Here is a 24,017-nt window from a genome sequence, read left to right as displayed (position 1 = left end):
CTCTTCGGATGCAAGGCAGGCGAGGGGCGGCCCCTCGCGCTTCCCGGGGCATTTCTGACCGGAAAAAAGCCGGATCAGTTCACGGCGGGCAAGGGGACCCCTTCGCGGATCACGCTGGAGAAGTCCGGGGTGATGCCGTGCGCCTGGGCGATGGGGGTGATGCTGCCAAGGGCGCGCAGTTCTTCGACGCTGCGGCTCTGGTCGAGCACGCCTTGCTCCCATGCGTAGTCGGGCAGATAGCCGTTTGCCAGAACCCGCCAGTCCAGCGGAACATCATCCGCAATGGTGCGGATCAGGGCCATCACCACGGTGGTGCAATTGGTGGTCAGCGAGTTGTACCATTGCGGTTGCGCGGCGAGGCTGTTGGCAGAGTCCACATATTTCATCAGGAGTGCCTTGGCGGTGTCCTGGCTGACGCCGATGCGGAACAGCTGCACGTCTTCGCCGCGGGCATTGGTGCGGGTGCCGACAAGGTCGCGTTCATCGGCGGCGATCAGGACCAGCGTGTTGGATTTGAACAGATCCGCGACAGGAGAGAAGCCGCCGCCGAGCCGGCGCCGCACTTCCGCCGACCAGGCGATCCGCTCGCCGTTCTCGAATCCGAAACTGACGATCATATGCGCCATTTGCGGGCCGGCCCAATACGACATGAACAGGTCCACTGTTTCGAGCGTGGCCAGGTGGTAGCTGCGGACCTCCCAGTTTTCGCTGTACTCTTCGGGAGTCTGCCAGTCGAAGTTGCGCACATCTGTAAGGGTGAGAACGCCGTCCTCCACTTGTCCTGTGACCTGGCGGGCCACGTCGGGGGACCAGTTGCGCTCGGCGGGCGGCGTGAGGGTGGACCACCAAAAGACCACCGCGGCCAGCGCCAGCGCAAATGTGGCCAGCGCGCGCAAGGCGCGCCTGCGGAACAGACCGGCGATGACGGCGAGGCCGAGCAGGGCAAATCCGGCGGCCAGCGCGCCGCGCGGAATTGTGCCGAGGGGCAGCCGGTACCATAGCGCCAGCGCGGCCCAGGCCGTCGCCAGGGCGACGGCTGCGATGATGATGGCGGCCAAAATGCCCCTGATGAGTCTGAACATGCCTCGGTCCCTTGAAATTTTGGCGGACCCTAAGGAGCGGGCGGATGGCTTGCAAGCGGGCTGTGCCGCCGCTTGCGGGGCAGGCGCTGCCGTGCCACATCATAGGAAAAGGACAGGAGACCAACGACATGCCCGCCACATCATTTCTCGACACCGCCCAAGGCCGCCGGATCGCCTATCACAAGAGCGAAGGGCAGGGGCCGTGCGTGGTGTTTCTGGGCGGGCTGAAATCGGACATGGAGGGCACCAAGGCGGTGCATCTGGAGGCCTGGGCCAAGGCGCGCGGGCTGGCGTTTCTGCGGTTCGACTATTCCGGCCACGGCGAAAGCTCCGGCACCTTCGAGGAGGGCTGCATCGGCGACTGGCACGAGGACACGCTGGAAGCGGTGGCGCATCTGACCGAAGGCGGGATCGTGCCGGTGGGCTCGTCGATGGGCGGCTGGCAGGCGCTGCTGCTGGCGCGGGCGGTACCGGAGCGGATCAAGGGGATGGTGACCATCGCCGCGGCGCCGGATTTCACCGAGGATGGATATTGGGCCAATTTTTCCGACGCGCAGAAAGCGGAGCTGGACACCCGCGGCTATGTGGAATTGCCCAGTGATTACATGGAGCCCTATCACATCTCCAAACGGATGATTGAGGACGGGCGCGCGCGGCTGGTGCTGCGCACGCCCTTGTTCCTGCCGTTCAAGGTCCGGTGCCTGCAGGGCACGGCGGATACCGCGGTGACAACAGAGACCGCGCTGCGGCTGATGGCGCATGCGGTCTGTCCGGATATGCGGCTGAACCTGGTGAAGGATGCAGATCACCGGTTTTCGGACGAAGCGTGCCTGACGATGATCGAAGACGCCGTGCAGGACGTTTTGGGCAGCGCCTGATGCGGCGGTTTGCCCGCTCCCCGGGGCACGGGCCGCAGGCGGCCTTTTTCATGCGGTTCCGCCAATGGCGGCGATGCTGAAACGGGTGCGGGGGATGGATATCAGCTGCCTTGATGTTCCTGTATTGTTCCGGTGACGAAATGCGGATAATGTGATGCCGCCTGATAGCACGCCGGGATTGCATTCCGGCGGGCGGGGCGGTTTTGCCCGGTCAGACGCAGGACGCTGCGGCGGGGCAGTTTGAAGTGGTCGGAAAAACAAGGGATTGAATCATGGAACAGAGGGTGAGCCTGATTACGCTGGGTGTGCCGGATATGGAAAAGGCAGCGGCTTTTTATCAAGCCCTGGGCTGGCAGCGGGCGGACAGTCCGGATGGGGTGATTGCCTTTGATCTGATTTCGCAGACCTTGGGCCTGTACCCGCTGGCCGCACTTGCAGCCGAGATCGGCCTGCCTGAAACGGAGCTGGGCACTGGCGCAATGACGCTGAGCCACAACACCCGCAGCAAGGAAGACGTGGCCGCGCTGCTGGCGGCTGCGGAGGAGGCTGGCGCAGAGGTTCTGAAGCCCGCGCAGGATGTGTTCTGGGGCGGCCACCACGGATATTTCCGCAGCCCCGACAGGCACATCTGGGAGATCGCCTTCAACCCGTTCTCTCCGCTGGCTGGGGATGGGGCGTTCCGCTGGAACGGTTACTGAACGTGGCGCGGTAGCGGCAGCCGTCTGGTAAAACGCCGCCGCCGCGAGGTTTTTCTTGATCCTTTGGTTTGCGCTCCGCACAGTTGAAGCAACGGGTGGCAGGCAAACCGCGAGGGCAGGACATGCCTTATGACCAGCAACCGTGCCGCGAACCTTTGGTTCTGCTGCCGGGAATGATGTGCGACGGCCGGATTTTTGACGCTCAGATCAGGACCTTTTCCGGCAGCATGCCGGTAATGGTGCTGCCGCTGGCGGGCGGCGACACGGTGGAAAAGATCGCCGCCCGGATGCTGGCCCACCTGCCGCCGCGGTTTTCCCTGGCAGGCATGTCGATGGGCGGGATGCTGGCAATGGAGCTGGTGCGCCGGGCGCCGGAACGGATCAGCCGGTTGTGCATCATGGGAGCCAGCCCGCTGGCGGAAACACCGGAGCAGGCCGCCGACCGGGAGCCGCATATCATCGCAGCGCGCAGCGGACGGCTGGAGGATGTGCTGCGCGAGACGCTGCCGATGGAGGCGCTGGCACCGGGGCCGGGACGGCTGGCGGTGCATAACCTGTTCTGCCATATGGGAATGGAGCTGGGGCCGGAGCTGTACGTGGCGCAGGCCCGTGCCTTGCAGCGGCGGCCCGATCAGCAGGCGACGCTGCGGCGGGTGCATGTGCCGACACTGGTGCTGGCCGGGGAGCATGACACGATCACCCCTGTCGCCAAGCTCCAGCTGCTGGCGCAGCTGGTCCCGGTTGCGCAGCTCGAGGTCATCCCCGAGGCCGGGCATTTCCCGGTTCTGGAACAGCCTGATGCAGTGAACCGGGCGCTGTTGCGCTGGCTGGCGGTGCCGGTTGCCTAAAGGCAGAGTTTGGCGCGCTGATCTTTGCTGAGCGTTGCGGGCTCGGCCACAGGCTTGCCGGTTTCCACGTTGAAGAACGGCGTTTCCCTCCAACGGCCGGACAGGCGCGATGCGATCATCCGGCTGAGGATGCCCCAAGCCATCGCCCCGCCGCCCTTGGTCCGGGACTGCTTGCCCGCTGCGGGGATGAACGCCCGGGCGCGGATCCTGCCGAGGGCTGGCTTGTCCTGGAACACATCCGAGCGCATGCCCGCAAAGGGCAGCGTGGGCTTGGCCAGCGTATTGGCAAGCGGCGTGCCGCAGCAGGCGGCGTACCAGCGCAGGGGGCCGCGGGGGCCGAGGCGGATCGCCTTCAGGTGCTCGGCGCCCTGGGTGATGGATATGCTGTCCGGCGCCAGCTGGATCAGGTCCACCGGATCCGGCGCCGGGTCTGGCTGACCGTGATACAGCTCATTGGCGCGGCAGTCGGCGCAATAGCAGACAACACGGGTGCCGCCCTTGATGCCCTGCGCGGAAACTTCACCGCGCAAGGCTTTGCAATTGCAGGAGAACGCCAGCCCGCCGCCCATGCCGTCAGGCAGCCGTGTTCTTGTTGGCCGGCTTGCGGGCCGGTTTGTTGCGGCTGTTGGAATTCATGAAATCGATCACGAGCGGGCGGATGTTGTCGCGCCAGCTGCGGCCCGCAAAGATGCCGTAGTGGCCGGCGCCCGGTTCCACATGGCTGGCTTTCTTGTCCTCCGGCAGGCCGGTGCAAAGGTCCAGCGCGGCGACGCATTGGCCGGGGGCGGAGATATCGTCCTTGGCGCCTTCAACGGTTTTCACGGCCACATCGGTGATCTTGCTGAAGTCCACCTTGTGGCCGTTGACGATGAACTGGTTGCGGGCGATCTCACGGTTTTTGAACACCCGCTCCACCGTTGACAGGTAGAATTCCGCGGTCATGTCCATCACCGCCAGATATTCGTCATAGAAACGGTTGTGGGCATCGTGGTCCGAAGCTTCGCCCCGGGAGACGCGCTGGATCTGGTCCATGAAGGCCTGGGAGTGGCGTTCGCCGTTCATCGACATGAAGGAGGCCAGCTGCAGCAGGCCCGGATAGACCTTGCGGCCCACACCCGGGTATTTGAAGCCGACCTGCTGGATCATGGTCTCTTCCAGCTGGCCCATGGTGACGCGGCGGCCGAAGTCGGTGACCTCGGTCGGGGTTGCGTCGGGGTCGACCGGGCCGCCGATCAGGGTCAGCGAGGAGGGCTGCGCGTTGGGGTCGCGCTCGGCCAGGTAGGCGGTGGCGGCCAGCGTCAGCGGCACCGGCTGGCAGACCGCGACCACATGGGTGTCAGGGCCCAGCTCGCGCATGAAATCGACGAGGTAGAGCGTATAGTCCTCGACGTCGAATTTCCCGGCGGAAACAGGAATGTCGCGGGCGTTGTGCCAATCCGTCACATAGACTTCACAGTTGACGATCAAGCTTTTGACGGTGGAACGCAGGAGGGTGGCGTAATGGCCGGACATCGGAGCAACCAGCAGCACCTTGCGCGGCTGTTCCTCGCGTCCGTTGACCTTGAAATGGATCAGATCGCCAAAAGGACGTTCAACCACGGTGGTGATATCGACAAGGTGATCCTTGCCGTCTTCACAGGTGAAGGTGCGGATGCCCCAGGCGGGTTTGGCGACCATCCGCTGGTAAGTACGTTCCGTCACTTCGCCCCAGGCGGCCATCCAGCTGAGGGCAGGGTTTGGCAAGGCGGAAAAGACCGGGTAAGATGCCATGGAGAGGGCGGTGGCGCCCAACCATTGGTTGGTGTTCCGGACGGTCTCCATCAGGTCGTAGGTCATCATGTATCGCATGTGCGTCTCCTTCGGGCTTTGCCCCTGCGTTATCGGACCAATAAATCCGGAACATTGGACCAGTCGCCGATTTGCCCTGAAAAATGCAGAAGAGTATTCTGCATAGCAGAAAGCCTATGAGGGATTCATTTATATGACAACTAGTGACGATTTATCCGCAGCGGCCAATTCTGAGAGCATTGAAAAGCTTAAGGAAAACATGAGCCGTGTCGAGGAGCTGAGCAAGCGTCTGGCGGATGTCATGTCCCGGAAGGTCCCGCACAACCCGGCTTTGGACGGTCCGAATCAAGAGCTTTTTGCGCGTGCAGCAACAGCCTACTGGACAGAGGCGATGCAAAACCCGGCCAAGCTTCTGGAGCAGCAGATCGGGTACTGGAGCCAATCTGTGCTGAATTTCGCCGAAGCGCAGAAGGCTCTGACCGGACAATTGGACAGCACGGATGACGGCGGCCCCAAGGACCGCCGTTTTTCGAATCCGCTGTGGGAAAGCAGCCCGTACTTCAATTTTGTGAAGCAGCAGTACCTGACCAATGCGGATGCGATCCGCAAAGCGGTGCAGGAGGCCGGCGAAATGAATGGCAAGGACAAGCAGCGCCTGAGCTATTTTGCCGACCAGATCATCGAGATGATGTCGCCGACCAATTTCCTGCCCACCAACCCGGATGCGCTGGAAAAAGCGGTGGCAACCGAAGGCCAGTCGCTGATCGACGGGCTCGAGAACCTGGTCACCGATCTGGAGGCCAATAATGGCGAGCTGGTGGTGCGGCTGGCGGATGAGAGTGCCTTTGAGCTGGGCAGCAATATCGCCACCACGCCGGGCGACGTGGTCTACCGCAACCGGATGATGGAGCTGATCCAGTATAAGCCGACGACGGAAACCGTGCATGAAACACCGATCGTCCTGTTTCCGCCCTGGATCAACAAATTCTATATCCTCGACCTGAAGGCGCAGAACAGCATGATCAGATGGGTGACCGAACAGGGTTATACTCTGTTTGTGGTGTCCTGGGTCAATGCGGATGCCAGCCATGCCGACGTGGGGATGGAAGATTACATCCAGGAGGGTTTCCTGACCGCAATCGAGACTGCCAAGGAGATCTGCAAGGTCGAGCAGGTCAACGCGGTGGGCTATTGCATTGCCGGCACCACGCTGAGCCTGACGCTGTCGCTGTTGAAGCAGCGCGGCGACAAATCGGTGAAGTCGGCGACCTTCTTCACCACGCTCAGCGATTTCGGCGATCAGGGCGAGTTCACGCCGTTCCTGCAGAATGATTTCGTCGATGGGATCGAGGCGCAGGTGGAAGAGGAGGGTCTGCTGCGCTCCTGGGTGATTGCGCGCACCATGTCATTCCTGCGTTCCAAGGATCTGATCTACGGCCCGGCCGTCAAAAGCTACATGATGGGCGAGACGCCGCCTGCCTTCGATCTGCTGTATTGGAACGGCGACGGCGCCAACCTGCCCGGCCGCATGGCGGTGCAGTATCTGAGGGGGCTTTGCCAGAACAACGAGTTTGCCGGCGACGGCTTTGAGCTGATGGGCCACAAGCTGCACATCAGGGAAGTCGATGTGCCGCTGATGTCGATCACCTGCGAGACCGACCATATTGCCCGCTGGAAGGACTGCTACCGCGGCGTTCAGCAGATGGGCGCGCGCAGCAAAAGCTTCATCGTGTCCGAGTCCGGCCATATCGCGGGCATCGTCAATCCGCCCAGCAAGAAGAAATACGGCCACTACACCAATGCGGATCTGTCAGGCGGCAGCGACGCCTGGATGGAAGGGGCCGAGTACCACGAAGGGTCCTGGTGGCCGCGCTGGAACGACTGGCTGAAGGCGCGGTCCGGCAAGCAGGTTCCCGCCCGCGAAGTGGGAGATTCGGGGTTTCCCTCATTGATGCCGGCCCCGGGGTCCTATGTAAGGGTCAAGGCAAACCGTTGATTTTCCGGAATTTACGATTTTTTTCTGCACCGCAGCATAGTAACTCTTGAAATGCTGCGGTGCAGCGAGCATATTCCTCTCATGCTAAGAGCGCAGGATGGTCCTGCTGCAGCTTTCTGAGGAATTAGAACTATGGCAAAGACCCAAGACTTCACCGCGATGATGAAAGACTTCATGGGCGCCTTCCCGGTCGACACCAAAGCGATGGAAGATGTGTTCAAGAACACCGCAGCCCTGAACGAGAAGCTGTCCGCCGTTGCGCTGGACGCTGCCGGCAAATCCGCCGAGATCTCGAACAAGTGGACCAAGGAAACCCTGGCCAAGCTGGGCGATGTCTCCAAGGTGAAGGCAGAGCCGGCCGACTACGCCAAGGCGGCAACCGATTTCGCCTCCGCTTCCGCTGAAGTGGCTGCCGAAAACATGGCTGCCTTTGCCGAAGTGGCCAAGAAGGTCCAGATGGACACCGTCGAGCTGATGATGGCGGCCGGCAAGGACGCAACCGAAGAAGCCACCGCTGCCGTGAAGAAGGCCACCGAAGAGGTGACCTCTGCCGCGAAAAAAGCTTCGGCAGCTGCCAAGTAAGAACGTCCGCGATCCGGCCCTCGCTCTCCTCCCTGACGGAGCCGGAACGTGAAGAAGGGCAGGCCGCAAGGCCTGCCCTTTTGCGATTCAGGGATCAGCCCGGCAATCCTGCCCGCCGCAGGCCGCTGCAGTAATGCTCCAGGTCTTCCAGCCGCACGAAGGGCAGCGTTCTGCCCACGCGGGCGGCCGAAAACGCCGGTTCCATGCCGAGGATGCGCCCGCATTCCCGAGCCGCCGCGGGCTTGTCGCCCAGCTGCGCATGGCAGGCGGCCAGGTGCCAGTGCGGCGCCGGGAAACCGGGATGCATCCCGACCGCTTTGTTCAGCTCTGCAATGCCCGGCTGGTATTCCCGGCACATGTACAGCGCAAGGCCGCGGAACCAGTGGAAATAGGTCGGGTGGAATGGATTCCGGACGGTTGCCTGCTCCAGTTCCGACAGCGCCGCTTCCGGCCGCCCCTGATAGACAAAGGACAGGCCGCGGAAGGCCATTGTGTCGGTGTCATTGGGGTTCAGCATCAGGGCGCGCTGAAAGTGATCCTCCGCCAGGATGAATTCCCCCCTGCACAGATGCATGACGGCCAGCCTGCGCTGAGGGACACTGTCCAGGGGATCAATAAGGGCCGCGTGGCGCAGCAATGGAAACGCCCGCTCCAGCGTCTGTTCGGGGGACTGGCACCAGCCGCTCATCCATTCAACAAGGTAGGTCAGCGCCAGCCCGGAAAGGGCTGGTGCATAACCCGGATCGGCGTCGCAGGCTTGCTGGTACAGCTCCCGGCACTGATGCAACGCACTGCGGGTGTCCAGCATGACAGCCTTGGCCTGCAGCACAAGCGCGCGCGGTTCGGGGGCGCTGCCGCTGGCGGCTGGGGTTGCGGATTTCCGTTTTGCGATGGTCTGGAACTGCACGGCCAGGGTTTGCGTCAACTGTCCGGACAGCACGTCCTGCTGGCCGAAGTCAAACGGATCCTGCCGGTCGTAACTGCCGCTCCACAGGGAATGGCCGCCGTTGCCATCGGCTAGCGTGATTGTGATCCGCAGCTTGCCGGCCAGCTGACGCACGCTGCCTTCCACCAGATAGCGGACACCCAGTTCCGCCGCGGTAAGGGAAGGCGAGGCCGTGCTGCCGGAAAAGCGCTGCGCAGCTGTGCGGGAGACGACGCGCAGATCGCGGAACCGCGACAGGCCGATGGTGATGTCTTCGGTCAGCACTTCTGCCAGGGTCGCGGCCCCGGCCTGCCCGGCGGGTTTCTCGGCAAAGGGGAGCACCGCGACAGTGATTTCCGGGGACGGCCCCTCGGCATCGGCCGCCGGCGGGGAATTCCTGATGACGCGGAACACCCGGACCGGTTCAGAGATGTTGCGGACGCATTGCAGGCCGAGATCGTCAAAAGCGGCACTGACCCGGCCGCGCGTCTGCTGCTGCACGGTGCCGGAAACGCAGATTTCGCCCGGTGCGGCGAGGCTTTCGAGGCGTGAGGCGACGTTGACGCAGTTGCCGTAACGGTCGTCGCCGGCGGCAATCACATTGCCCGCATGGATCCCCATCCGCAGCGGCAGCGGCCGGCCGGACAGGTCGGCCGCTTTGCGGGATATCTCCAATGCGGCTTTGACCGCCTGCACCGAGTTCGGAAACTCGAGCAGAAAACCGTCGCCCAGCATTTTGACAAGCTGCCCCGAAAACTCTTGCGCAACCGGCGCCATGACGCGCACGGCAAGATCGCGGACTGCTGCAACAGTGGCGGATTCCCCGGTCTCAACCAGAGCAGAGTAGCCCGCGACGTCAGCAATCAAGATGGCAGCTTGTCTTTGTCTGTCCCCTTGGTCAGCCATTGTTCCCGCCACCACAGACTCGAAAGACTTTCCGCTATTATATCATATTGAGAATTTATTGCTGCGTCGCATTGGCAGGAAAATCAGGGTTCTGTTCAATGAGTTCTGTCCTGACGTCAGAACTGCGCATCCCGGAAGCTGGTAAAAACCGGCTGCCAGCCCGTCAGGCGGCGCAGTTTTGCGGAGGCCATCTGCTGGTCCAGCGCAGGGCCTTCAGCCCAGCTGCCGTACTTGATCAGCACATGTTTCAGGCTGCGCACCACATAGCTGGCATCATGGCCGTGACGGCGGGCGATTTCCCTGGTGATCCGGGCCACCGGCACTCCGGTTTCAGCGCTGGCGTTGAAATGGCCGGTGAGGTCCGGATGTTCCAGCAGCAGCCGGTAGGCACGGGCCAGATCGGACCGTTGCACCAGCGGCCAGCGGGTGGAAATGCTGCCCCAGATTTCAAATGGCCTCGCGCTGCGGGCGGCGTCCAGATGGCGGGAGAAAGCACCGCCGCCTTCGTGGTAGACCATTGCCGGATGGATCACCGCGGCAGAGAGGGCGGGTGATGCCAGGACTGTGCCGGCGTTTTTCTGCATCCAGGCAAAAGGTCTGATCGGCCGCAGAGGACTGGTTTCATCAGCGACCCGCTCGCCGGTGGCGCCGTAAAGCCAGCAGCCGCCGGTATAGATCAGCCGCAGCGGTTCGGGACGCATGGCGGCCTGCCGCAGGATCGCGGCCATGGCGGCGGTGTCCGCCTCTGCCATACCGCCGTCAAAGGCGGCAGCCAGCTGGATCACCCCGTCCACGCGGGCAACTTCCCGGACCCAGCAACCGGGATGGCGCAGATCGCCGCGCAAGGGACGGGCCCCCATCGCCGCCAGCCTGCGGTCCGAGGCGTCCGAGCGGCTGAGGCCGGTGACGTCGTGCCCGTGCCGGAGCAGTTCTTGTGTGACGGCGGTGCCGATGGATCCGGTGCCGCCCAGGATCAGGACCTTCACTGCGTGTGCTCTCCTGCTGCAGATTCTGTTGCGGCCCAACCTGTAAAAGCTCAAGCGGGATTCAGGTCAAGCGGCTTGAATGCAGGCCCGGCAGGGCGGCCGGGACCAAATGTTGCGGAAAACACGCTGAGGCTTCCATTTTGTTCTGCGCTGGCATAGGCTTTGCTGCGATGCGTCATGACCGGGGAGGGATTACATGGCAGAGCAGGACAAACCCTTGCTTATCAAGCGGTATGCGAGCCGCAGGCTCTACAACACCGAGACCAGCGACTATGTCACGCTGGAGGATATCGCGGGGTTCATCCGGGAAGGGCGCGAGGTGCAGATCGTCGATCTGAAAACGGGGGACGACCTGACCCGTCAGTACCTCCTGCAGATCATTGCCGAGCATGAAAGCCGGGGCGAGAACGTGCTGCCGGTGAATGTTCTGAACGATCTGGTGCGCAGCTACATGGTGCCGGGCGGCGGAGTGATGCCGCAGTTTCTGCAGACGTCCTTTGATATGCTGCGCGAAAGCCAGTCGAAGATGATGGAGAACATGAGCGCCATCAATCCTATGGCGAAGATGCCGGGGTTCGAGGCGATGAAGGCGCAGCAGGAGGCCTTTCTGAAGGCGATGACCGGCGGCTTTGGCGGCGCGGGCTGGACCGGCGGCGCGCAGGAGGAGGAAAAATCCGGAAGCGGCGGAGAAGATTTGGACGCCATCAAGAAGCAGCTGGCCGAGCTGCAGGAAAAACTGTCCCGGATGAAGTGAGGCTGCGACGGCCGCGGCTGCGGGGGCAGGGCGCTCCCGCCCGGTCGCGGGCATTCCGGGAATGCTGTTTGCAGTTGGGCAGGGCACCGCAGGCGCGGTGCCTGTTTGTTCAGAGCGATTGAAACAGAGGGATTGAAGCTGCAGCGGAAGGCCCGGACGGCCCGCAGGCCTATGCCTTGATCTTCAGAATATTGTGCAGCCGGTGGTACGGCGCGTTCTGCACGATGTCTTCCAGATCCTTGGCCTCAGGCTGAGGCCGGGCGCGGCAGAACTGGTAGACGCTCGCAGCAAAAGAAAGAGTGCAAGCCCCTGCAATTGCGCTGACGATGACAGTTTCCATTCCCATGGCCTCAAACATGCTGTTCTCCGGTTCTGGTCCCAATATAGGCATGGATTGGTGAATTTTCCATATCAGTCTTCGCCTCCGCCGGATTTGGCGGCTTCCAGCACATGGCGCGCCAGGGACTCCGCGGCTTCGCGCTCCTGTGCCTTGAGGCGCATGCGGGCGCGGCCGCCAAGCCGGGAGACAGTGGAAAAGATGAAGCCTGAAAAGGACAGGAGGGTAAGGCCGAATGCCGGCCCGCCGGTCACGGTGCCTGCGATGGCGGCACCGAAGCTGGCCAGCAGGGCACCTGCCGCCAGCCGCTGCGCCCATTGGCCAATGACTTGGTCCGCATCGCGGTCCTGCGCCTCGGCCGCGCCGGATTCGGCGGCAAAGGCACTCAGCAGGTCGGCAACGGTCAGGCCGCTGTCAGGGTCGTTCGCGGCCCGGACCGCCGCCAGCAGCGCGGCACGTTCGGCGCGGCTGGAGACAACGGCCTGGATAATCCGGGTCAGGTCGGCGCCGGGTATCTCATCACCCATGCTGAGCGCATTGGCCATGGCCATCAGGGCTGTCGCCGGGCGGCGTTTGAACTCGGGGGGCGGTGTCATGGCGGCAAGGTGGACGGCACAAGCCAGGATTGCAATCATGAAAAAGCCCCGGCGCGGGGCCGGGGCTGCGGTCTGGAGGATGAGCCTGCGCCTCAGGCGGCGGCTTTGCCCATGGTTTCCTCAACTGCCGCCAGCAGGATATCTGCAATCATGTCCAGTTCCGCACGGCTGAGGCGCACCGGCAGGCGCACGTCGCAGGCTTTCATCAGCATGGCGCGGGTCTGCGGCAGGTCGGGCTGGTCCCGCAGGAACTGCCAGTTCCAGAAGGCGCGGGCGTTGTCGGTGGACAGGCCGAAGACCTGAACTTTGACGCCCTTGGCTTCGGCGGCACTGGCAAAGGCCCGGGTCTGCTCGGCGCTGAGGCCCGCCAGGTTGAACTGGATCGAATCCGGGGCGCGCCGTTCCGGGGCCAGGGGGGCCGGAACCGCGAAGTAGGGGGATGCGTTCAGCCGCTCTGCCACATAGTCGTGATTGGCCCGCCCGTCACGGACCCGGCGTGCCAGTTCCGGCAGCTGCGGGCGGATCACTGCGGCTGACAGGTTGCTCATCCGCAGGTTATACAGCGGCAGCTGGTTCTGCCATTTGGCAAAGGCCTGCTCGAGGTCCGGGGTGTTTTCCCCCCGCGGGCCTTTGTGCTTTTTCCAGTTGTGCTCATAGGCGCCGGACATGATCACGGCACGGGCAATCAGATCGGCGTCATCGGTGATCAGGATGCCGCCTTCGCCGGCGTTGACCATCTTGTAGGACTGGAAGGAGAAGCACCCTGCCTTGCCAATGGTGCCGATGTTGCTGCCGTTCCAGGTGGTGCCGAGCGAATGCGCCGCGTCCTCGACCACCGGGATGCCGCGGGCGTCGCACAGCGCCATGATCGCATCCATGTCTGAGGTATGGCCGCGCATGTGGCTGATGATCACCGCCTGCACGCTGTCCAGCTTGGCCGCGAAATCCTCGAGGTCGATGCGGTAGTTGTCGCCCACCTCGCACAGAACCGGCACGCAGTCGGCATGCACCACCGAAGACGGCACCGCGGCAAAGGTGAAGGCGGGGATCAGCACCCGGGCATCGCGCGGCAGGCCAAGCGCCTTCAGCGACAGGAACAGGGCCGCCGAGCAGGAGGAGACCGCCAGCGCGTATTTGCTGCCCAGAAGCTCCGCGTATTCCTGTTCCAGCAGCGTCACCGGCGCATTTTCCGGTGCGGTGTAGCGGAAGAGATCGCCCGATTGCATCAGTGTATCGATGGCTTCGCGGGCGGCGGCGGGAATGGGTTCAGCGTCATGAACGTTGGGCGGCAGGGCCATATTTCAAAATCCTGAATTGTTGCTTAAGGAAAATTAAAACTATGGGCCGCAGATGCCAAGGGGCGACGCAGCGGAAAGTACTGCCGCAGGCAAAATTTCACAGAACTGTTGCGGAGTTGCGCGGAAACCGGCCGAGGGTGCCTGCCTAGACCCCCAGCCGGTCGCGCAGCGCAAACCAGGTCATCGCCAGTGCCAGCAGCGGCGGGCGCATCCGCGGCCCGCCGGGGAAGCGCGGTGCGGGGACGCGGGCCAGGGTATCGAACCCTTCGGCTTCGCCCTGCACGGCCAGCGCCATCAGCTGGCCCGCGTGGGTAGCGGTGCCGACACCGTGGCCGGAGTAGCCCGACGCCGTCAGCACATTGGGTGCCAGCCGCGCCAGATAAGGCATCCGTTTCATGGTGATAGCCAGAGTGCCGCCCCAGGCGTAGTCGATCTTCACCTTGCGCAGATGCGGAAAGATCTCTGCCATCGGCTTGCGCACGGTGGCCTGGATGTCGGCGGGGAACCGGTAGCCATAGCTTTCGCCGCCGCCGAACAGCAGCCGCTTGTCATGGCTGAGGCGGAAGTAATTCACCACGAATTTGGTATCGGCAACCGCCACGTCGCGGGCCAGCACCCGGGCGGCGGCGTCGCCCAGCGGCTCGGTTGCCACGACAAAATTGTTGATCGGCATGACCCGCGCGGCGACCTGGCCGTTCAGCCCGCCGAGATAGCCGTTGCAGGCAAGGATCAGGTGGTCGGCGGTGACGCTGCCGCCCGCGGTGCGGATACGCAGCCGGGCGCCTTCCTGGATGTCCAGCACCTCGCTGCCTTCATGGATCCGGGCGCCGGCGGCGGCGGACGCTCGGGCCAGGCTGAAGGCATAGTTCAGGGGGTGCAGATGGCCTGCGCCATGATCCAGGATGCCGCCGTTGTAAGCGGGCGAGGGGCACATCGCCCAGCAGGCGTCCTTGTCCAGCAGTTCGATGCCGCTGTAGCCGTAGCGGTCCTGCAGGTGGCGGCCGTAATCGTGCAGCCCGGCCGCCTCCTTCGGCGAAAACGCCGTCCAGGCCACGCCCGGCTTCAGGTGGCAGTCCTGCCCGTGGCGCGCGATCAGCGATTTCACCAGATCCTTGGCGTCCTCGCCCAGCTGCCAGAGCTTCTGCGCTTCAGGTCCGCCCACCAGGGCTTCCAGCCCTTCCTGGTCCATCCGCTGGCCGCTGCCGAGCTGGCCGCCGTTGCGTCCGGAGGCGCCGAAGCCGACCCGCTGTGCCTCCAGCAGAACCACGTCCATTCCGGCCTCCGCCAGATGCAGCGCTGCCGACAGGCCGGTGTAGCCGCCGCCAACGATGCAGACATCCGCCTTCACATCACCCTCCAGCGCCGCAAAGCGCTCCATCGGAATGGCGGTTGCCGCATACCAGCTGTTCGGATACTCGCCCTTGCGGTCATTGGAATAGAGCAGGTTCATCCCCATCGCGCACCTCATCCGGAGCAGGCCCCCGCAATCGGGACACCTGCTCTTCCTCTTTCAGTGAATACTCAATTGCACGGGCGCTGCAGCCGGGCGCAGCGCCAGAGTTTCTAGACGTTCATCAGCAGATGCTCGCGCTCCCAGGGAGAGATCACCTGCAGGAACTCGTCGTATTCGGCACGTTTCACGATCGAATAGACGCGGGCGAATTCGGGGCCCAGAACCTGATGCAGCTCGGCGGCCCCGTCAAACAGGTCCAGCGCCTGGCCCATCACCTGGGGAATATCGCCTTCGCCTTCATAGGCATCGCCCTTGAACTGCTTGCGCGGGCGCTCCTCGTTGATCAGGCCAAGATAACCGCAGGCCAGAGACAAAGCGATGCCCAGATACGGGTTGCAATCCATGCCGGCGATGCGGTTTTCCACCCGCCGGGCCTCGGGGCCGGACAGCGGGATGCGGATGCCGGTGGTGCGGTTGTCGCGCGCCCATTCCAGGTTGATCGGCGCGGCGTGGTCCTTCACGTAGCGGCGGTAGGAATTCACATAAGGCGCCATCACCGCAAGCCCGGCGGGCAGGTGGTTCTGCAGACCGGCGATGAAGTTGTAGAACGCATCCGTCTCGCCGCCCTGCGGGCCGGAGAAGATGTTCCCGCCGGTTTCCATGTCGATCACCGAATGGTGGATATGCATGGCCGAGCCCGGCTCGTCCTCGATCGGCTTGGCCATGAAGGTGGCAAAGCAGTCGTGGCGCAGCGCCGCCTCGCGGATCAGCCGCTTGAAGTAGAACACCTCGTCCGCCAGCTTGACCGGGTCGCCGTGGCGCAGGTTGATTTCCAGCTGGCCTGCGCCGCCTTCCTGGGTGATGCCGTCGATCTCGAACCCCTGGGCCTCGGCGAAATCATAGATGTCGTCGATCACCGGGCCGAACTCGTCCACCGCGGTCATCGAATAGGCCTGGCGCGCCGCGGCCGGGCGGCCGGAGCGGCCCATCATCGGCTTGATCTCATGCGCCGGGTCGATGTTGCGGGCAACCAGGAAAAACTCCATTTCCGGAGCCACCACCGGCTTCCAGCCGCGGTCGCGGTAGAGCTGCACCACCCGCTTCAGCACGTTGCGGGGGCTGAAGGGGACCGGTTTGCCGTGCCGGTCATAGGCGTCGTGGATCACCTGCAGGGTCCAGTCGCCGGTCCAGGGCGCGGCGGTTGCGGTGGACATGTCCGGCTTCAGGATCATGTCCTTTTCGATCCAGCCGTCCTCATCCGCGGCATCGGCCCAGTCGCCGGTGATGGTCTGGTAGAAGATGCTGTCAGGCAGATGGAAATAATCGGTTTTTGCGAATTTCGATGCCGGTACCGCCTTGCCACGGGCGATACCGGGAAGGTCCGAGATAACGCATTCAACTTCGTCGAGACGACGGCCCTCCAGATAGAGTTTTGCTGCTTCGGGAAGGGCGTCGAGCCAGGCTGACATCAGATCCTCTCTTTCCTGTAAAATTCTGCGAGGAAGGTTGCGATTTCAGGGTTGTCCACGGGCGCGTCCAGATCGGCGGCGGCCCGGTCGAGCAAGTCATCCGGAACCACGCCGCGGCCGCGTTTTTCGATTAGGCCGCCAACAAAGGCGCTGGGGAATTCGGGGTGCGGCTGCCAGGAGATGATGTGGTCGCCATAGGCCAGGATGCCATTGCGGCAGAAGGCGTTGCCGCCCAGCACGCGGGCGCCCTCGGGCAGTTCCACCACCTGATCCTGATGCCAGGCATTGAGGGTCAGGTCCTTGCCGTCCACCTGGTAGGTGACGCGGCCCACGGCCCAGCCGCCGTCGAATTTCGCCACCTTGCCGCCAAGCGCCTGGGCGATGACCTGATGGCCGAAGCAGATGCCGGCCAGCGGTTGTTTGCGGGCGTGGATCTGGCGGATCAGCGCCTCCAGCGGCGCGATCCAGGCGTGGTCCTCATAGGCGCCGTGCTTGGAGCCGGTGATCAGCCAGCCGTCGGCGTCCGCCGGGCTGTCCGGGAAGATGCCGTCGACCACGGCCCAGGTCTGAAACTCGAACCCGTTGCCGTCCAGCATGTCGCGGAACATGCCGTCGTAGTCGCCGAACGGGCCAAACAGGTCTTCGGGGGAGTGGCCGGTTTGCAGGATGCCGATTTTCATGTGTCACCAAGGTAAGTATGTTCGCTGCGCAGGACGGAAGCCCGCCGCCAGGACGGCGGGCAAAGGGCCGTCAGACCGTGTCCAGATAGATCTCCACCCGCTCTTCCGGAGTGAGCTCTTCCATGTAGCGCAGCTCCTGGCGCTTGGTCAGCACCATGTTGCGGATCATCTCGGCAGAGAAGAAATGTGGAATGATCTCCGAGCCTTCGAAAGCGTCGATTGCGCTTTGCCAGGTGTTGGGCACCTGCGGCAGGTCCAGCGCATAGGCATTGCCGGTGATCGGCTCCGTGGGCTCGACCCGGTTCTCGATCCCGTAAAGGGCGGCGCCGAGGATGGCGGCCAGCATCAGATAGGGGTTCACGTCGCCGCCGGCAAAGCGGTGCTCGATCCGGCGCGCCTTGGGGTTGCCGGAGGGCACGCGGATGGCGGCGGTGCGGTTCTCGTAAGCCCAGCAGATGCCGGTGGGGGCGTGGGCGCCCGGCACCATCCGGTCATAGCTGTTGCCATGCGGCGCGAAGACCAGCGTGGAATCGCCCATCGCCTTGAGGCAGCCGCCGACGGCATGGCGCATGGCGTCGGTGCCCTTGGGGCCGTCGTCGTCAAAGATGTTGTTGCCGTCCTGATCCAGAACCGAGAAATGGGTATGCAGCCCGTTGCCGGCGTAATCCTCGTAAGGCTTGGCCATGAAGCTGGCGGCAAAGCCGTGGCGGCGGGCGAGCCCCTTGACCAGCATCTTGAACAGCCAGGCGTCATCGGCGGCGCGCAGGGCGTCCGGCCCATGCATCAGGTTGATCTCGAACTGGCCGAGGCCCGCCTCGGAAATCGCGGTGTCGGCAGGGATATCCATTTCTTCGCAGGCGTCATACAGATCGGTGAAGAAGGTATCGAACTGGTCCAGCGCCCGGATCGACATGGTCTCCGCCGCCTTGCGGCGTTTGCCGGAGCGCGGCGAGGTCGGCACCTGCAGGTTCTTGCCGCTGTCGTCGATCAGGAAGAATTCCAGTTCCACCGCAACCACCGGTGTCAGGCCCAGTGCCTTGTAGCGGTCGACAACGGCGCGCAGCGCATGGCGCGGGTCGCCCTCATAGGCGCGCCCGTCCTCGCGGTACATCCAGATCGGCAGCAGGGCCGAGGGGGCATCCAGCCAGGGCATCGGCACAAAGCCGCGCTCGGTCGGTTTCAGCACCCCGTCGGCATCGCCGCTTTCGAACACCAGCGGGCTGTCGTCGATGTCTTCGCCCCAGATGTCGAGGTTGAGAACCGACAGCGGAAACCGGGTGCCGTCCTCGACCGCTTTATCGGCAAAGCGGGCCGGGATGCGCTTGCCCCGGGCCTGACCGTTGATGTCTGCCGCAGCCACGCGGATGGTGCGCACATGCGGGTTTTTCCTGAGCCAGTTCTTCATCCAATCACCTGACGGTTTCGGGGGCGCCACCAGCCGCAGGCGCCCCCGGATGGGGCGCAGCAGGGCCGGGGAAGCTTCAAACCCCTGGTCCAATTTTTGATCATAATTCAGGGCGGGCTGAATTTAAGCCTTTGAGACGCATGATTCTGCAGTCAGAGGCTCAGCTGTGAATTTGATCAAATAATGGATACTACCGGATCAGATTAGGACGCAAGCGAAATCTTTGCCGCCGTTCCTGAGGCAGGTGCCGGTTCAGGAGCTTGTTCACCGCCCCGAAGATGGCGATGATCACCAATGTCAGCAGAATGAAGTAGAAGGCCAGGATCGGATAGGGGATGAACGGGTTGAAGGTCTTGTCGGCAAAATAGCTGGCATAGTAGAGCGCATCGCCCTGCTGCCGCCAGGCCGGGAAGCCGGAGAAGAACACCAGCGTGGTGGCATGGAACAGGAAGATTGCCTCGTTGGTGTAGGCGGGCCAGGCAAGGCGCAGCATGGTCGGGAAGGTGATGCGGCGGAACCGGGTGATGCCGGTCATGCCATAGGCATCCGCCGCCTCGATATCGCCCTTGGGGACCGACAGCAGCGCGCCATGGAAGATCTCGCCCGAATAGGCGGCGGTGTTGAAGAACAGCACGACCAGCGCACCCAGCCAGGCGGACGTGAACGGGTCGAAGACGCCGGAGACGCTTTTGAGGCTGAGGAAACACGCATAGGCAAAGAAGAACTGGATGAACAGCGGGCTGCCGCGGAAGATGAAGATGAACCACTCTGCCGGTTTGCGCCACAACGGGTTGGGGCTGGACTTGCCGACCGCCAGGGCCACCGCCAGGACGAACCCGGTCATCAGAGCCACCGCGCCGAAGTAAATGTTCCAGATCATGCCGGAGCCGATCAGGGTGAAATGCTCGCACAGGGTATACTCCCCGCGCGGCAGCAGCCTTTCGCCAATACCGAGCGAACGGAATGCATAAGCCTGGATGGTTTCTGCGCAGGTCATGCCGCTGCCTTTCTTTGTGCTTCGCCCGCCGCGGTCGCCTGGCCCTTTGTCAGGCGGGTCATGATCCGGTCCAGCACGACCTCGGACACTTTGGTGAAGCAGAGATAGAACACAAGCAGGGCTGCAAAGTACCAGACATGCCAGTTCGGATGCGGGTATTCGGTGAATCTGGCGGTCTTGGTGCCGCCCAGTTCCCGGGCCCAGTAGACGATGTCCTCGACTCCCAGCAGGAACAGCAGCGGGGTGGATTTGATCAGTACCATCCAGAGGTTCGACAACCCGGGCAGCGCATAAACCCACATCTGCGGCACCAGGATGCGCCAGAATGCCTGGCGCCGGGACAGGCCGTAGGCCTCGGCGGTTTCGATCTGCGCGCGCGGTACGGCGCGCATCGCGCCGTAAAGCACATTGGCAGCAAAGGCGCCGAACACGATGGAGAAGGTCAGCACCGCCAGAAAGAAGCCGTAGGTTTCATGCACCCATTGCGGAGAGGTGGACAGCGGCAGCTTGGCCGCGTCGCAGACCACAAAATCGATGCCGCGGCGGATCGGTTCGTCCCAGTCCGGACATTTCACCTTGTGGCGCATCCATTCGAAGGCCTGGTCCAGCGCGATCACGAAAAACAGAAAGAAGGCAATGTCCGGCACCCCGCGCACGATGCTGGTATACCCCTTGCCGAACCAGCGCAGCGGCAGGATCCTGGAGCGGGCGGCGCTGGCGGCGCCGAAACCGAACAGGAGCGCAACCGGGGCGGTGATGGCCAGCAGGACCAGAACCACGACGACCGAGATGTACAGGTTTAGATGCTTTCCCGTGGTCAGATAGCAGCTGAGCCAGGTCAGCCCCTCAAGCGTGGATGGGTCCGTGCAATAGGAAAACATATTCGAGCCTGTCTTTCTCTGGTCATGCCCGGCGCAGGACACGCCGTAAGAGAATGAATGAGGCCCGCGAGCCGCGGCTGCGGGCCTGCAGATCCCGGAACGGGATCAGTTTACCACTGGGAGGAGACTTCCCACTTGGCGATCAGTTCGTTCAGCGATCCGTCATCCTTCATCGACTGGATTGCCGCATCGAACTTGCCGCGCAGCTCCTGATCGGACTCCCGGACGCCGATGCCGACACCGCCGCCGAGCGCTTCGGTGCGCTCCAGCATCACCAGGTCGTCGCCAAGCACGGTGTCGAGGAAGCTCTTGTCAGCCAGGACTGCATCGGCTTCGCCGTTGCGCACGGCGGCGATGGTTTCTTCCGGAGTGGCGAATTCCACCAGGGTCCAGCCCTGTTCAGCCACAAAGGCGGACTGGAGGGTGGACGCCTGTGCGGCGATCACGCCCGATTCCAGATCGACGTCAGAGGACAGCGCAACATAGGCGGACGGATCCGGCGGCGTGTAGGGCTGGGTGAAGTCAATGACCTCGTCACGCTCGTCGGTGATCGACATGCCGGCGATGATGGTGTCGTAGTTGCCGGAAACCAGGTTCGGAATGATCGAATCCCAGTCGTTCTTGACCCATTCGCAAGTCAGCTCGGCGCGCTTGCACAGCTCGTCGCCCAGGTCGCGCTCGAAGCCGTCGATCTCGCCCGCGTCATTGACGAAATTCCACGGCGCATAGGCACCTTCGGTGCCCAGGCGCACGGTGTCCGCCAGGCCCATGCCCGCGGTCAGCGCCAGGGCAGCGGTGCCTAGGATCAGAGATTTCATTTGTTTACTCCCATTCTGGTTGGTTATTGGTTTCTTTTTATTGTTCGTGCCGGGTTGAAGACAAGAAAGCACGCAGCCGATCGGAGCGGGTTCCGCCAAAGACTTCATCGGGCGTGCCTTCTTCCTCGATCAGCCCCTGATGCAGGAACACCACATGGCTGGACACATCCGCGGCCATCTTCATGTCGTGGGTCACGATCAGCATGGTCCGGCCCTCAGCGGCGAGGTCCTTGATCACCTTGACAACCTCCTGCTCCAGTTCGGGGTCCAGGGCGGATGTCGGCTCATCGAACAGCAGCGCCTCGGGCTCCATGCACAGGGCGCGGGCAATGGCGGCACGCTGCTGCTGGCCGCCTGACAGCTGGGCCGGATAGACATCGCATTTGTCGCCGATGCCGACCTTGTCCAGATAGTAGCGGGCCTTTTCCTCAACCTCGGCCCGGTCGCGGCCCAGCACGGTGACCGGCGCTTCCATGACGTTTTGCAGGATGGTCATATGAGCCCACAGGTTGAACTGCTGGAACACCATCGACAGGTTGGTGCGGATGCGCAGGATCTGCTTGGCATCTGCCGGGCGGCGGTTGAGCCCCTGGCCGGACCATGTGACCGGTTCGCCCTTGAACAGAATCTCGCCCTGCTGGCTGTCTTCCAGCAGGTTGCAGCAGCGCAGAAGCGTGGACTTGCCCGACCCCGAAGACCCGATCAGTGAAACCACATCGCCGCCGCGTGCGCTGATGTCCACGCCTTTGATCACTTCCAGCTCGCCGTAGGATTTGTGCAGGCCGCGGATTTGCAGAACGGGCGATGTATTGGTCAAGGTGTCTTTGTCCCTATGGGTGGAAATTCATTCTTATTGGACCGAAAAAAACACCGATTGCAACGTTCAAACCGCACAAGCTGTCATCGCAGATGCCAAAATGAAGGGGCGGGCCGCCATTTCGGAAGCGGGTGTCAGGCCAGCTCCGCCGCGCGGATGCGCTGTTCGGTCAGCACCGGGCCGGGCGGGGTTGGCACCGCCAGATAATCGGCGGGAGAGACCTGCGCCAGACCCTTCAGATGCAGCAGGTTTCTGGCATCTTCATCCAGTGCGGGAATGGCGGATTCGATGGCTGCAAACAGCGCCTGCGGGTCCTGGCCCAAGGCGGTGATATAGGGCAGGGCCGGGGTCGGTTCGGTGCGTTCGATCTCGGTCAGCCCGGCGGCGAACCCATCATATTTTCCGATCATTTCCCAGCTCAGCGCGTCCAGGGATGCAAAATCGGCCCGGCCATCGGCAACAGCTTCGGCGGACAGCCGGTGACTGCCGGTTTCCACCAGCGCGCCGGGCAGGATGCCGCGGTCGTGCAAATGCACCATCGGTGCGGCCCAGCCTGATTGCGACAGCCCTTCGTTAAAGGCAAAACGACGCCCGGCAAAACCGGACAGCGGCTGGCCTGCATCCTCGTGGCGCGCCACAAAGACGCTGTTGTAGTAGCCTGGCGGGCAGCCGGGCAGGCCGTAGTCGGGGGTGCCCACCAGGTCCACCTCGCCATAAAGCCGGGTGCGGTAGGGACAGCCGCAGGTCTGCGACAGCAGCAGGTCCGGGGATTTCCAGACCTGCCAGAAATCGGCGTCCCGGGTCAGCTTTTCGGGCCCGCTGCCAAGATGGCCGCGGATCGAGGCCCAGAACCGGTCGTTTGCCGCCGCGGTTTCGGGGCGGTCGTACATTCCAAGATGAGCAATCATAAAGCAGCCTCTGCCCGTTTGCGCGCCTTTGCGCTGTCCACGTCCGATACCCCCAGCAGGCTGGACGACAGCCGCAGGAGCGCGTCTTCATTGGCATCGCGGCGGCCGTCGGCCAGCGCCACCTGCCACAGGGCCTCAATGACGCCGGTGCGGTCCTCATAGGCCACCGCCTCCTTGATCGCGCGGGTGAAGCGGACGGTGTCGGGCGCTTCGGCCTCCATCGCCTCGGCCTGTTCGCGCAGGATCAGCGCGCCGCCGGTGTCCAGGCCGTAGCGGGCGGCCAGAATGCGGTCGATCCGGTCCTTCTCCACCTCGGAGAAATTGTGGTCGGAGCGGGCGATCCGCACCAGCAGCGCGGTCAGCGCCAGCCGCGCGTCCTGGTCATCCAGCGGCGCTGGCGCAGGCTCCAGCAGGCGGTGCAGAAGCTCCCTGAACATCAGCTGTCTCCGGCCGGTGCGGCGGATTTCTGTTCGGCGCGGGCGCGGGCCTTCTGGCTGTCGGTGTAGGACAGGCCCATCGCCTTGCGCGCGTCCTCGAGAATGGTGACCTCGCCTTCGTGCGCGGCGCCGTCGGCCAGCACCACTTCCCACAGCGCGTCCAGTGCGGCCAGGCGTTCTTCCAGCCCGGTGGTCTCGCGGATCAGCTTGCCGAACGTGTCGGTCTCGGGTGCTGCGGCATGCAGCTTTTCGCAGGTGGCGCGCACCTTGGCGGCCTCGATCGCGTTGTGCTGGTAAAGCCGCGCCAGGATCCGGTCGATCAGGCTGATCTCCTCCAGCTGGTATTCGCGGTCCGATTGCGCCACCCGCACCAGCAAGGCACCCAGCGCCAGCTCGGCATCCGGATCCGGCAGCGCAGGCGTATCAGAGGGGCGGAAAGCTTGAAAGAACTTCTTGAGCAGGGGCATCAGCAGACCTT

General features: G+C 63.5%; 25 protein-coding genes. 6 read left to right on the top strand and 19 right to left on the bottom strand.

What is annotated here, in order from left to right; translation table 11 throughout:
* Positions 1 to 74: 74 nt before the first annotated feature.
* Positions 75 to 1,082, bottom strand: a complete 1,008-nt coding sequence (locus tag OKQ63_RS11200) for an Lnb N-terminal periplasmic domain-containing protein (RefSeq protein ID WP_264210157.1) — start codon at positions 1,080 to 1,082, stop codon at positions 75 to 77.
* Between the two features lie 128 nt (positions 1,083 to 1,210).
* Here OKQ63_RS11200 and OKQ63_RS11195 point away from each other — a divergent pair, with 128 nt between their 5' ends.
* The 3 genes from OKQ63_RS11195 to OKQ63_RS11185 all read left to right on the top strand — a co-directional run bounded on the left by OKQ63_RS11195 (position 1,211) and on the right by OKQ63_RS11185 (position 3,506).
* Entirely contained in the window at positions 1,211 to 1,960 is a 750-nt protein-coding gene (locus OKQ63_RS11195) for an alpha/beta hydrolase (RefSeq protein ID WP_264210156.1), read from the top strand.
* A 272-nt stretch (positions 1,961 to 2,232) separates the two neighbouring features.
* Positions 2,233 to 2,658 (top strand): VOC family protein, encoded by a 426-nt coding sequence (locus OKQ63_RS11190; RefSeq protein WP_264210155.1) that lies wholly within the window; start codon positions 2,233 to 2,235, stop codon positions 2,656 to 2,658.
* A 122-nt stretch (positions 2,659 to 2,780) separates the two neighbouring features.
* The gene (locus OKQ63_RS11185; RefSeq protein ID WP_264210154.1) at positions 2,781 to 3,506 is read left to right on the top strand and encodes an alpha/beta fold hydrolase; all 726 of its coding nucleotides are present in this window, start codon (positions 2,781 to 2,783) and stop codon (positions 3,504 to 3,506) included.
* On the opposite strand, the gene OKQ63_RS11180 is transcribed toward OKQ63_RS11185, so the two are convergent.
* Both OKQ63_RS11180 and phaZ read right to left on the bottom strand, forming a co-directional pair.
* Positions 3,503 to 4,075, bottom strand: coding sequence for a DUF6151 family protein (locus OKQ63_RS11180; RefSeq protein ID WP_264210153.1), 573 nt, complete (start codon positions 4,073 to 4,075; stop codon positions 3,503 to 3,505). The genes OKQ63_RS11185 and OKQ63_RS11180 overlap by 4 nt on opposite strands.
* Positions 4,076 to 4,079: 4 nt before the next feature.
* A complete protein-coding gene (phaZ, locus tag OKQ63_RS11175) occupies positions 4,080 to 5,354 on the bottom strand; it encodes a polyhydroxyalkanoate depolymerase (protein WP_264210152.1) in 1,275 nt (424 codons plus the stop codon).
* Between the two features lie 133 nt (positions 5,355 to 5,487).
* On the opposite strand from phaZ, the gene phaC reads away from it, so the two are divergent.
* The gene (gene phaC / locus OKQ63_RS11170) at positions 5,488 to 7,290 is read left to right on the top strand and encodes a class I poly(R)-hydroxyalkanoic acid synthase (protein WP_264210151.1); all 1,803 of its coding nucleotides are present in this window, start codon (positions 5,488 to 5,490) and stop codon (positions 7,288 to 7,290) included.
* Positions 7,291 to 7,422: 132 nt separating this feature from the next.
* Positions 7,423 to 7,872, top strand: a complete 450-nt coding sequence (locus OKQ63_RS11165) for a phasin, PhaP (RefSeq protein WP_264210150.1) — start codon at positions 7,423 to 7,425, stop codon at positions 7,870 to 7,872.
* A gap of 94 nt (positions 7,873 to 7,966) precedes the next feature.
* Here OKQ63_RS11165 and OKQ63_RS11160 read toward each other — a convergent pair whose 3' ends face one another.
* Together OKQ63_RS11160 and OKQ63_RS11155 are read right to left on the bottom strand one after the other, a co-directional pair.
* A complete protein-coding gene (locus OKQ63_RS11160) occupies positions 7,967 to 9,664 on the bottom strand; it encodes an adenylate/guanylate cyclase domain-containing protein (protein ID WP_264210149.1) in 1,698 nt (565 codons plus the stop codon).
* A 155-nt stretch (positions 9,665 to 9,819) separates the two neighbouring features.
* Positions 9,820 to 10,689: an NAD-dependent epimerase/dehydratase family protein gene (locus OKQ63_RS11155; protein ID WP_264210148.1), complete on the bottom strand. Its 870-nt coding sequence runs from the start codon at positions 10,687 to 10,689 to the stop codon at positions 9,820 to 9,822.
* A gap of 196 nt (positions 10,690 to 10,885) precedes the next feature.
* On the opposite strand from OKQ63_RS11155, the gene phaR reads away from it, so the two are divergent.
* Entirely contained in the window at positions 10,886 to 11,443 is a 558-nt protein-coding gene (gene phaR / locus OKQ63_RS11150) for a polyhydroxyalkanoate synthesis repressor PhaR (protein ID WP_264210147.1), read from the top strand.
* A gap of 169 nt (positions 11,444 to 11,612) precedes the next feature.
* Here phaR and OKQ63_RS11145 read toward each other — a convergent pair whose 3' ends face one another.
* The 14 genes from OKQ63_RS11145 to OKQ63_RS11080 form a co-directional block, all read right to left on the bottom strand.
* Positions 11,613 to 11,801, bottom strand: coding sequence for a hypothetical protein (locus OKQ63_RS11145; protein WP_264210146.1), 189 nt, complete (start codon positions 11,799 to 11,801; stop codon positions 11,613 to 11,615).
* 53 nt (positions 11,802 to 11,854) lie between these two features.
* A complete protein-coding gene (locus OKQ63_RS11140) occupies positions 11,855 to 12,415 on the bottom strand; it encodes a hypothetical protein (protein WP_264210145.1) in 561 nt (186 codons plus the stop codon).
* A 53-nt stretch (positions 12,416 to 12,468) separates the two neighbouring features.
* Positions 12,469 to 13,674 (bottom strand): DegT/DnrJ/EryC1/StrS family aminotransferase, encoded by a 1,206-nt coding sequence (locus OKQ63_RS11135; protein WP_264210144.1) that lies wholly within the window; start codon positions 13,672 to 13,674, stop codon positions 12,469 to 12,471.
* A 145-nt stretch (positions 13,675 to 13,819) separates the two neighbouring features.
* Positions 13,820 to 15,130, bottom strand: a complete 1,311-nt coding sequence (locus OKQ63_RS11130) for an NAD(P)/FAD-dependent oxidoreductase (protein ID WP_264210143.1) — start codon at positions 15,128 to 15,130, stop codon at positions 13,820 to 13,822.
* 107 nt (positions 15,131 to 15,237) lie between these two features.
* Positions 15,238 to 16,596, bottom strand: a complete 1,359-nt coding sequence (locus OKQ63_RS11125) for a glutamine synthetase family protein (protein WP_264210142.1) — start codon at positions 16,594 to 16,596, stop codon at positions 15,238 to 15,240.
* Entirely contained in the window at positions 16,596 to 17,276 is a 681-nt protein-coding gene (locus OKQ63_RS11120; RefSeq protein ID WP_264210141.1) for a type 1 glutamine amidotransferase, read from the bottom strand. Before OKQ63_RS11120 ends, OKQ63_RS11125 begins: the two co-directional genes overlap by 1 nt.
* Positions 17,277 to 17,346: 70 nt before the next feature.
* Positions 17,347 to 18,681: a glutamine synthetase family protein gene (locus OKQ63_RS11115; RefSeq protein ID WP_264210140.1), complete on the bottom strand. Its 1,335-nt coding sequence runs from the start codon at positions 18,679 to 18,681 to the stop codon at positions 17,347 to 17,349.
* A gap of 190 nt (positions 18,682 to 18,871) precedes the next feature.
* Complete coding sequence (locus OKQ63_RS11110; RefSeq protein WP_264210139.1) at positions 18,872 to 19,678, bottom strand: ABC transporter permease; 807 nt, start codon at positions 19,676 to 19,678, stop codon at positions 18,872 to 18,874.
* Positions 19,675 to 20,559 (bottom strand): ABC transporter permease, encoded by an 885-nt coding sequence (locus OKQ63_RS11105; protein WP_264210138.1) that lies wholly within the window; start codon positions 20,557 to 20,559, stop codon positions 19,675 to 19,677. Before OKQ63_RS11105 ends, OKQ63_RS11110 begins: the two co-directional genes overlap by 4 nt.
* 110 nt (positions 20,560 to 20,669) lie before the next feature.
* A complete protein-coding gene (locus tag OKQ63_RS11100; protein ID WP_264210137.1) occupies positions 20,670 to 21,377 on the bottom strand; it encodes a transporter substrate-binding domain-containing protein in 708 nt (235 codons plus the stop codon).
* A gap of 37 nt (positions 21,378 to 21,414) precedes the next feature.
* Entirely contained in the window at positions 21,415 to 22,194 is a 780-nt protein-coding gene (locus OKQ63_RS11095) for an ABC transporter ATP-binding protein (RefSeq protein ID WP_264210136.1), read from the bottom strand.
* Between the two features lie 134 nt (positions 22,195 to 22,328).
* A complete protein-coding gene (locus OKQ63_RS11090) occupies positions 22,329 to 23,102 on the bottom strand; it encodes a phosphate/phosphite/phosphonate ABC transporter substrate-binding protein (protein ID WP_264210135.1) in 774 nt (257 codons plus the stop codon).
* Positions 23,099 to 23,539 (bottom strand): tellurite resistance TerB family protein, encoded by a 441-nt coding sequence (locus OKQ63_RS11085; protein WP_264210134.1) that lies wholly within the window; start codon positions 23,537 to 23,539, stop codon positions 23,099 to 23,101. Before OKQ63_RS11085 ends, OKQ63_RS11090 begins: the two co-directional genes overlap by 4 nt.
* The gene (locus OKQ63_RS11080; RefSeq protein WP_264213909.1) at positions 23,539 to 24,000 is read right to left on the bottom strand and encodes a tellurite resistance TerB family protein; all 462 of its coding nucleotides are present in this window, start codon (positions 23,998 to 24,000) and stop codon (positions 23,539 to 23,541) included. Before OKQ63_RS11080 ends, OKQ63_RS11085 begins: the two co-directional genes overlap by 1 nt.
* Positions 24,001 to 24,017 lie beyond the last annotated feature (17 nt).

Origin of the sequence: Leisingera thetidis (genome assembly GCF_025857195.1) — a bacterium.
Classification (GTDB): domain Bacteria; phylum Pseudomonadota; class Alphaproteobacteria; order Rhodobacterales; family Rhodobacteraceae; genus Leisingera; species Leisingera thetidis.
This window is presented reverse-complemented; position numbering and strand designations above follow the sequence as displayed.